At 48.0% G+C, this 2,642-nt stretch carries 1 protein-coding gene; it reads left to right on the top strand.

The annotated features are described in order from the left end of the window. Positions 1-527 precede the first annotated feature (527 nt). On the top strand, positions 528-2,444 hold the full coding sequence (locus ACI3UA_RS04710; protein ID WP_439723675.1) for a methyl-accepting chemotaxis protein: 1,917 nt from the start codon (positions 528-530) through the stop codon (positions 2,442-2,444). Positions 2,445-2,642: the final 198 nt, after the last annotated feature.

Raw genomic sequence — 2,642 nt, 5'->3', positions numbered from 1 at the left:
TTCTTGGGCTGGCTGCTGCTGGGGGAGCCGGTGACATTGTGGTTCTGGCTGGGAGCGGCGCTGATTGTTGCAGGGGTAGTGATGGCCATGGGCAAACCAAAAAGGGATGGACATGACATGGACAGGGCATAGCGGATGGATTTTTGAGTGATTGTCAAAGAGAATACGTTCTGTGTGTCGGGCAGGCCTTCGGATTATACTCCGGAAGCCTGCTGTTTTTATTAGGCAAATGCCTGGTTGTATTCGTGCGGCAGTTATTTTTTACAAAAGTTGTAAAGTGTTACTAAAATAGAAGGATTTTGCTATTTTTTGTAGAATGTATAATACAACATAAACTTTATATGGATACGGATATGATATGGAGGGTGTTTGGTATGTTCAGTCATTTTTTTGGGGGTAAAAAGGAAAATGAACCAGCTGTAAAGCCTGTCGCTCATGCTCAGGCAACTCCGCCAGATCCTGTGCCTTTAAAACAGCAGGATATAAAAATTGCTTATTTAAGCAAAAATGAGCTTGATGCGGCTCATTTGAGAGAGCTTACTGATGTGGCGGAAGGCTGTGCGCTGATTATGGGGTTTGTATCTTCCGACCTGAGTTTGGCGGAAGTCGCCCAGACCATAAAAAAAGAGGTTTCAGCCACAACAAAGGTCATCTTGATGACAACCTCCGGGGAGCTTTGCCGTCCAAAGGGAAGCCGTACCCTGTACTGCAGTGATGCGGATGGACGTGCCATGGCGCTGTTGCAGGCGTATTCAAACCGCATGATTGAGGACAGCTATATCATGAGCATCCCTATTCCGAACAGCGACCTGCGCAGGGGCGTTGTGGAGATGAGCGTCAATGACCGTGTTGCGACCATTCGCCGTGAGATAGAAAAGCACACGGTTCCTTTCCGCATCAGCGTTGCCCATAGCTTTGCCATGATTTACGTCGATGGCGCTTCGAGCAGTGAAACCTTTGTCCTGCAGGCCATGTATGAAACCGGCAGATATCCTGTTCCGTTTATTGGCGGCAGTTCTGCCGGTGATCTGACCTTTACTCACACCTATATTTACGATAATACCAGATGTCTGGAAAATCACGCAGTAATCACGCTGTTCCGTCTCAAGCATGACTATCGCTATGGCATACTGAAAACTCAATCAGGTGAGCGGACCAGCAGTGCCTTTACTGTGAGCAGTGGCAATACGGCCCTGCGCTATATTGAGACGGTGGAGGACGCCTCCGGGCATCCTGTTTCCTTTATCAAGGCCCTCAAAGCTCACTTTGGTGTCAATACTGTGGAAGCTGTGCAGGAAAAATTGCAGGAGTATACCTTTGCGGCAGATGTCAACGGTGAGGACTTCCTCCGCAATGTTGCCGGCATTGATGAGGCCAATGACAGAATTTCCTTTTTCTGTGATGTGGTAACTGGCGAAAAGCTCCACCTGATCAGGCGTCAGTCCTTGGAGGCCACGCTTGCCCGCGATCTCAAGGTGTTTGCCAAGGGGAAGCCGGAGCCTATCGGCGGTATACTCAATGACTGCCTTGTGCGCCGCCTGGGTTATCCTGATGAAATAAAGCACATGGATTTCTTTGCGGATATTCCGGTGGCTGGTTTTTCCAGCTTTGGCGAGATTGCCGGCCTGCATGTCAACGAAACGCTGACAGCAATCTTCTTTTATCATGTTCCGGAGGGGCAGAGCTTCTCGGACCACTATATTGACAATTTTGCTTCCACTTATGCAGAATGCAATGCGTTCTTCTACAGGCGCATCATCGAGCGTCAGAAATTCACTGAAAAACTCAAGGACAACCTCATCAGCATGTTTAATGACTATCATGCCAAGATGCCGGGGATTGTCAATACAATCAACCACATAGCGGACGATGTAGAGGTCATTAAAAGCACAATCAGCCAGATATCTGACAGTATTGGCGAACAGCAGGCTCTCTTTGCCCAGATTATTTCCCGCAATCGTGATATTACACCGAAGCTGGATATGCTTTCGCAAAGTACGCAGAAGATTGATGGCGTGATGAAGATGATAAATGAGATTGCCTCCCAGATTAACCTGCTTGCCCTGAATGCGGCTATTGAGGCCGCCCGCGCCGGTGAGGCGGGCCGTGGCTTTTCCGTTGTGGCTCAGGAGGTCCGCAAGCTTTCTGAAAACACGCAGAGCAGTCTGTCTTCTTCTGATGAAGCAATCAAGATGCTCATGCACGATGTTTCTGAAATTAATAAAAACCTGCTGGATAATAAGGAATTTGAGGATAAAATCACCAATTTTGATGCGCATTTTGCGGCGGAGATGGACAAACTGCACACTACATTCAGTGAAGGCGTCGAGCATATTTACCAATCCATCCAGTCGATACAGGAAGTGGAGGCGATTAATAAGCGCTCCTCGGAGGAGATGGAAAAGCTCGCGCAGATTCTCTACAATATTGAGATGGGCATCTAAGGAAGCTGGCTGGCGGCCCAGGCAGAAATGCCTGTTGTGAATACCTGATGAAGCTGGCTGACGGATTCTACAGAAACGCATGTTGTGAATACCTGATGAATTTTACTGATAGATTAGGCGGAAATATCTGTTACGGATATGCCGATGCACATAAAAGATGAAGAGATTTTTAAGCAGCCCGCCGGGCTGCTTTTTTTT

The sequence above is a fragment of the Anaerovibrio sp. genome (genome assembly GCF_051866355.1).
In the GTDB taxonomy this organism is placed as follows: domain Bacteria; phylum Bacillota; class Negativicutes; order Selenomonadales; family Selenomonadaceae; genus Anaerovibrio.
Note: the sequence above shows the minus strand (reverse complement) of the source record. Positions and strands in the feature narration are given on the sequence as shown.